The organism is uncultured Acetobacterium sp. (genome assembly GCF_927416815.1).
GTDB lineage: Bacteria > Bacillota > Clostridia > Eubacteriales > Eubacteriaceae > Acetobacterium.
The window spans coordinates 1-7597 of sequence record NZ_CAKMJU010000065.1 but is presented as its reverse complement, the minus strand read 5'-3'; the positions used below and the strand labels follow the sequence as shown (position 1 = coordinate 7597).

5 protein-coding genes are annotated in these 7597 nt (G+C 45.3%); 4 read left to right on the top strand and 1 reads right to left on the bottom strand.

Features of this window, described 5'->3' with window-relative positions; translation table 11 throughout:
- From QZ998_RS10165 to QZ998_RS10150, 4 genes are all read left to right on the top strand, one after another.
- Positions 1–1017 (top strand): LL-diaminopimelate aminotransferase (locus QZ998_RS10165; protein WP_296560265.1); only part of this gene is annotated, 1017 nt, incomplete at its 5' end.
- Positions 1018–1216: 199 nt separating this feature from the next.
- Positions 1217–3112 (top strand): molecular chaperone HtpG, encoded by a 1896-nt coding sequence (htpG, locus tag QZ998_RS10160; RefSeq protein WP_296560260.1) that lies wholly within the window; start codon positions 1217–1219, stop codon positions 3110–3112.
- Positions 3113–3510: 398 nt separating this feature from the next.
- Positions 3511–5043: an ABC-F family ATP-binding cassette domain-containing protein gene (locus QZ998_RS10155; RefSeq protein WP_296560258.1), complete on the top strand. Its 1533-nt coding sequence runs from the start codon at positions 3511–3513 to the stop codon at positions 5041–5043.
- 103 nt (positions 5044–5146) lie between these two features.
- Positions 5147–6334, top strand: a complete 1188-nt coding sequence (locus QZ998_RS10150; RefSeq protein ID WP_296560256.1) for an anaerobic nitric oxide reductase flavorubredoxin — start codon at positions 5147–5149, stop codon at positions 6332–6334.
- 327 nt (positions 6335–6661) lie between these two features.
- Here QZ998_RS10150 and asrC read toward each other — a convergent pair.
- On the bottom strand, positions 6662–7597 hold a 936-nt coding region (asrC, locus tag QZ998_RS10145), incomplete at its 5' end, for a sulfite reductase subunit C (protein WP_296560254.1).

The following is a 7597-nucleotide window of genomic DNA, read 5'->3' as shown; positions in this document are numbered from 1 at the left end:
CCGGAACAAGGCTATGATTTCCTGCTGGAAAAAATTGTGGCGTTTGATTTTAAAAGCCGGGGGGTTGAGCTGGCCACTGACGAAATATTTGTCAGTGATGGTTCCAAAAGCGATACTGCCAATTTTCAGGAAATATTCAGCCAGAATACCAAAATCGCGATCACCGATCCGGTTTACCCGGTCTATGTCGACAGCAATGTCATGGCTGGCCGCAGTGGAACATTAGGCGCCGACGGTAAGTGGAGCGAGATGGTCTATATGGCCTGCACCGCTGAGAACGGCTTTGTGCCGCAATTGCCAACCGAAAAGGTGGATCTGATTTATCTGTGTTTCCCTAATAACCCGACCGGCACCACGATTAATAAAACAGAGCTAAAAAAATGGGTCGACTACGCCAAAGCCAACCAGGCCATAATTCTATACGATGCCGCCTACGAAGCCTATATTCAGGAAGACGATGTGGCGCATAGCATTTACGAAATTGACGGCGCCAAAGAAGTAGCCATCGAATTCCGAAGCTTCTCCAAAAATGCCGGCTTCACCGGAACCCGCTGCTCTTATGTGGTAGTTCCTAAAGAAGTGATGGGCTATACCCAAGCGGGCCAACCGGTTGAAATCAATAAGCTGTGGAACCGCCGACACTGTACCAAATTTAATGGGGTTCCTTATATTATTCAAAAGGGTGCGGAAGCTGTTTATACGCAAGCTGGTCAAGAGCAGATTAAGGCACTCGTAAAATATTATATGCATAACGCCAAAATGATTCGAGAAGGAGTCGCCAGTACTGGGATTGAAGTTTTTGGCGGGGTGAATGCGCCTTATATCTGGTTAAAAACACCGGAAGGCCTGGACTCCTGGGGCTTCTTTGACAAACTGCTTAACGAGGTCAACATTGTTGGAACACCGGGTGTCGGTTTTGGCCCCAATGGCGAAGGTTATTTCCGACTGACCGCCTTCGGCAGCAAGGAAAACACCGAAGAAGCGATCAGACGTTTTACCACTGAATTTAAACTGTAAAAGTAATGCCCGGCAAGGATGATTGTCCGGGCATTTTATTTTTATGAAAAGTTTTATCAGATAAGTAGAATACTCAATGACTATTTAGCCTTAAAGAATCATTAAAAGTGTTGACACTTTTAGTAAAGTTACTTACAATATTGTTAGCACTCTTAAAGAAAGAGTGCTAACACAAGACAAGATGAAGAAGAGGTATGTTATGGAAAAAAAGCAGTTTAAATCAGAATCCAAGCGTTTGATGGATTTGATGATCCATTCGATTTACACCAACAAGGAAATATTTTTAAGAGAATTGATTTCAAATGCATCCGACGCCATCGACAAGGTTTACTACAAAACATTAACCGACAAAGATAAAACCTTTAATAAGGACGACTATTACATCCGCATTCATCCCAACAAGGATAACCGCACCCTGACCATTGAAGATACCGGAATCGGGATGACCGCAGCGGAACTAGAAGACAACCTGGGCACCATTGCCAAAAGCGGCTCCAGCGATTTTAAGAACGACCAGGAAATGGAAGAAGATTTTGATATCATTGGCCAGTTTGGCGTCGGCTTCTATTCGGCCTTTATGGTATCCGACAAGGTTGAGGTCGAATCAAAGGCGCTTGACAGTGACAGCTCATTTGTCTGGATTTCGGAAGGAGCTGATGGTTATACCATTGAACCCGGCACCCGTAGCACTCATGGTTCAAAAATCACCCTCTATCTCAAAGAAAATTCTGAGGATAATAACTACGACGATTATTTAGAACCCTATCGGATCCGCCACCTGGTTGAGCATTACTCCAACTTTATCCGTTACCCCATCAAGATGGTGGAGGAAAAGAGCCGGGTCAAGGAAGACACCAAAGACAGTGAAAATCCCGAATATGAAACCTATCTGGCAGATGATGTTCTGAACTCGATGATCCCGATCTGGCGAAAAAATAAAAACGAGCTGACCGATGAGGATTACAACAATTTCTATCACGACAAGCGGCTGGGCTTTGATGCGCCGCTGGCGCATGTCCACCTGAGTATTGAAGGGGCGATGAGTTATAAAGCGATCCTTTATATCCCCGGTCAGGCACCCTTTGATTACTATACCAGAGACTATGAAAAAGGGCTGGAACTTTATTCAAACGGCGTCCTGATTATGGAAAAATGCAGTGAGCTGTTGCCAGATTACTTTAGTTTTGTCAAAGGGGTGGTAGATTCCGAGGATATCTCACTGAATATCTCCCGGGAAATGCTGCAGCAAGATCGTCAACTGCGGTTGATCAGCCGTAAAATCGATACCCGAATTTCAGAAGAACTTAAAAAAATGCTCGAAAATGATCGTGAAACCTATGAGAAATTCTTTAAAGCCTTTGGCAATCAGATCAAGGTCGGCACCTACGATAAATGGGGACAGGACAAGGATAAACTCCAAGACTTCCTGCTCTTTTATTCGTCTAAAGAAGGCAAGCTGGTCACCCTTAAAGAATATGTGGAGCGGATGCCGGAAGATCAGAAATACATTTATTATGCCACTGGTTCATCGGTTAGCCAGCTTGAAAAACTGCCTCAGGTTTCAATTATTAAGAATAAAGACTATGAGATTCTCTACTTAACCGAAACCATTGATGAATTTGTGACTCAGACCTTACGACAATATCTGGATAAGGAATTCCGTTCGGTTTCCAGCCAGAATTTGGGTCTGGAAGCACCGGAAGACAATCAAACCGATGAGGATACCGAAACATCTGAAGCCGATGAAAAACTACTGGAGAAAATGAAAGACCTGATCGGCGATGAGGTCGTCAAGGTAAAAACGACGGCTCACCTGAAAGATGACGTGGCTTATCTTTCGACCGAAGGGGATCTCTCAATCGAAATGGAAATGACCTTAAACACGATGCCCCAGGGTGGCGATGTCAAGGCCAAGAAAGTGCTGGAAATCAACAAGAACCATCCGGTTTATCAAAAACTGCAGACCTACTTTGAAGCAGATGATGAGCAGTTTGCCCTTTACACCGAGCTGCTTTACAATCAGGCGCGCCTGATTGCCGGATTGCCCCTTGACGACGTGGTTGCCTTTACCAAAAACATCAGCAAACTGATGTAGCCAGGCGTTTGATTGAGACACAGGATCTTAAATTTACCGTACCGATCAATTGTTAATCAGTTGTTTGCTGCACCATGCGAAATCCGCTAAGCTCCTTTCGCATTGGTCGCGGGCAGTCGCCAACTACAAGCTAGCTTGTGATTGGCTCGTTGCCAGCGCGCAGAATCGGACAGGCTATCGCCGTGTCCGCTCTGATGCACACAACAAGATGTAACAATTGTCGGTACTACGGTTTATACCATGTTATGTTTTGATGCGCTTAAACCGATAACCAGCAGGAAAGTTTGCAGGCCATAACGCACTGTTCGTTATGGCCTTTTATCATGACAGGGAGTCACTATAAAAATGGCTCGCTGTTTTATTTTTGTTAAGCTATTTAACAGCCAGGAGAAATGCTAATGGGACTATTGGACGTCATTAATTTATCACATTCGTTTGGTGATAAAATTTTATATCAGGAAGCTTCCTTTGAATTATTCAAAGGCGAGCACATGGGGATTGTCGGGCGTAATGGCACCGGGAAGACAACCCTCGTCAATACCTTAATCGGAGAAATTATTCCCGATGGTGGCGAGATTCGCTGGCAAAAAGGGATCAAGGTCGGTTATCTGGATCAGCATGCTAAGATTGATCAGGAGGTGACGGTGTTTGATTATCTAAAAACATCGTTTGCTGAGCTCTATCAAACCGAAGCCCAGCTGACCAAAATTTATGAAGAGATGGCCAATGACTGCAGTGAAAAAGCCATGAACAGAGCCTCAGACCTGCAGAGTTTGCTGGAGAATTGCGGTTTTTATGAACTGGAAAGCCGGATCTTAAAAATTGCTGACGGACTGGGGATTACCGCCCTGGGGATGGATAGCATTCTAGAACAGCTCAGTGGCGGACAGCGGGCCAAGGTTATTCTGGCCAAGCTGCTGCTGGAAGAACCCAATGTCTTGCTTTTAGATGAGCCGACTAACTTTCTGGATAAAGAGCATGTCGAATGGCTGACTGACTATTTGAAAGCCTATGAGGGCACCTTTCTGGTGATTTCTCATGATTTTGATTTTCTTGACAAGATCACCACCTGTGTCTGCGACATCGAGTTTTCGACCATCAAAAAATACAGCGGCAATATCACTAAGTTTATCAACTTAAAAGGGCTGCGACGAGAAAGCTATATCCGTGAATTTGAAGCCCAGAAAAAAGAAATTAAAAAGTTTGAGGACTATATTTCCAAAAACAAGGCCCGTGCTTCGACTGCCAGCATGGCCAAGAGCAGGCAAAAACAGTTGGATCGGATCGATCGGATTCCGCCACCAGAGTTGGTGCCAAAACCCAATTTCCGGTTGACTGCCACCCATATCTCCGACCAGCGATCCTTAACTGTTAAGGATCTGGAGATCGGCTATGATTATCCGCTGCTATCCAAATTGAATTTTAAAATTGAGTCGGGCCAGAAAACGGTGATCACCGGCTTTAACGGGATCGGGAAATCAACCCTGCTAAAAACGCTGGTCAAACAGATTCCAGCGCTTTCGGGAAAATTCAAGTTTGCGGATAACATCAAAATCGCTTATTTCGAGCAGGATCTCAATTGGGAAAACCCCAACCTGAACCCGATTCAGGTTGTGTCTGAGGTCTATCCCAAGCTGTCTCAGAGTCAACTGCGGCGCTATCTGGCGCAGTGCGGTTTAAAAGCAAAAAGCATGCTTCAGGGGGTAGCCACCCTCAGCGGTGGGGAGCAGGCTAAGGTAAAAATCTGTATCCTGATGCTGACCAGCGCGAATTTTCTGATCCTTGATGAACCAACTAATCATCTCGATGCCGATGCAAAAGCAGTCCTAAAAAGCGAGCTGATCAAGTGGACCGGCAGTCTGATTCTGGTTTCACATGAAGCTTCCTTTTATGAAGACTGGGCTGAGCATATCATCAATATCGAGGGCTAAAAAGGGTCCGATATTCTGCTTCAAGAACAAATCAGGTTAGAATTGATAATTATGGGTAGATAATTAGTATTGAAGTCAAGTTAATCATTGAAAGGAATAAACGATGAAAAAACTAATTAAAAATAACGTGAGCTGGGTTGGCAAAGTTGATTGGGAACTACAGCAGTTTCATGGCAATGAATTTTCAACCAATCATGGCTCGACCTATAATTCTTATCTGATCCAGGAAGAAAAGACTGTTTTAGTTGATACGGTCTGGTTACCCTATGCTAAAGAGTTTGTCAAAAACTTGTCCCAGGTGATTGACCTGGATGAGATCGATTATATTGTGATTAATCATGGCGAAGTCGATCACAGCGGTGCGCTGCCAGAATTGATGGCGCGAATCCCGGATGTTCCCATTTATTTAACAGAAAATGCTGTTAAGTCTTTAAAGGGACAGTATCATCAGGACTGGAACTTTAATGTTGTCAAAACCGGGGACAAGCTGGATGTCGGCAATGGCAAAGAATTGATTTTTGTGGAAATGCGGATGCTCCATTGGCCGGACAGCATGGCCACCTATCTGACTGGAGACAATATCTTATTTAGCAATGATGCCTTTGGCCAGCATTATGCCACCGAAAAACTGTTTAATAATCTGGTCGATCAATGCGATTTGTATCAAGAAGCGCTGAAATACTATGCCAATATTCTAACCCCCTTTAGCGCCATATTGCGAAAGAAGTTAGACGAAATTATCGCCTTTAATCTGACCATTGATATGATTGCCACCAGTCATGGTGTCATCTGGCAGGATAACCCGATGCAAATTGTTGAGAAATATGCCCAGTGGGCGGGGGATTATCAGGAAAATCAGATCACTATTATCTATGATACAATGTGGAACGGCACCAAAAATTTGGCTGAAAATATTGCTGAAGGGATCGGTCTGACCGATCCGGATGTTACAGTAAAGGTCTTTAACCTGTCAAAAAGCGATGAGAATGACCTGATTACCGAAGTCTTTAAATCAAAAACGGTGCTAATTGGTTCACCGACGATTGGTGGCAGTATCCTCCACTCGATCGCCGGCTTTGTTCATCTGATGAAAGAGCTTAAGTTTAAAAACAAAAAAGCCGCCGCCTTTGGCTGCTACGGCTGGAGCGGTGAATCAACGAAGGTGTTAAATGAATGGCTGGAAGGCGCCGGCTTTGAAATTATCAACGAGGGCCTCAGGAATCAGTGGAACCCTGATGATAGCCAACTGATATCAGCCATCGACTTTGGCAAAGAAATCGCCAAAGCTTAGATTCTCATTTGTGGAATAAAAGACTAAAAAAAAACGACTTAATTTTTTGATTAAGTCGTTTTTTTCGTTGCTATTATTCTACAAACAAACCCAGTACCACCGATAATGACCGCGGAGTCAGACCCTACGCAGTGAACAGGTTGATAAACCTGTTCGATTCTTCGCGAGGGCAACGCGCCAATCATAAGCTTGTTTATAAGTTAGCGACTGCCCGCGACCAATGTGAAAGGAGCTTAGCCGATTTCGCATGGCGCAGCGAACAAGCCGTTAACAAGGGTCTGACCCCTGGTTATTGGTCGGTACGGTGAGTTGGCTGTAATCTTATTTTTAATCGTAGTGAATGCCGCCCCAGTAAACCGGGTTTTTGACGATGGTGCGGGGATCCAGCTCGACCCCTGCCATGGCCCACTTTTTATATTCTTCAAAGCCAGTCCGGTCAATGATGTAGCCGATGTGTTCTTTGCCGCCAGGTGCTTCCCGGTTGATGTAGTGATTGACAAAACCATAGGTGTTCTTGATAATTTTGACAATCGCATCTTCGGTCGCCCAAACCAGGAAATCTTCGGCCAGCCGGGGGTTTCGCTTGCCAGTCCGGCCCATCAGTACCAATCGGTAGTAGGTTTCGGGGCTGCGGGTCCAGGCGCGGGTGGGGCAGTTGATCACACATTCGCCGCAACCGACACATTTTTCGGTGTTGCGGACAATCCGGTAATTCTCCACCGCCAAGGCATCGACCGATTTTTTCTTGCAGGCTTTGACACAGGCCTGACAGCCCATGCAGCGTTCCTTTTGATACTGTGGTTCGGTCATCCCGATGATCCCAAAATCCTGCATCCGGGTTTTGATGCAGTCATTAGCGCAACCGGTGAAGGCGACCTTAAAATGGAGGTCATTGGGAAAAATTTCCTTTTCCATCCGCTTGGCAAAATTAGTGGTGTTATAGGTGGCAAATGGACAGGTATTGCTGCCGATACAGGCAGAAATATTGCGGGTACCGGCGGAGGTATAGCCTTTGCCGGGAATTTCCTGATTAATATCGAGCTTATCAATTATCGGCTGCAGCAGGGCATTGACGGCGTCCATATCGGTAAATTTGATACCCGGGATTTCAAAGCCTTGACGGGTGGTTAAATGGATCCGGCCATTGCCATAGCTTTCGGCAATGTTTTGAATCAGCGGCAGCAGGTCTGCCGTTAATAAGCCCCCGGGAACCCGGACTCGTGAGGCGGTTTCCCCACGGACCTTGGTGATGCGATAGGCATT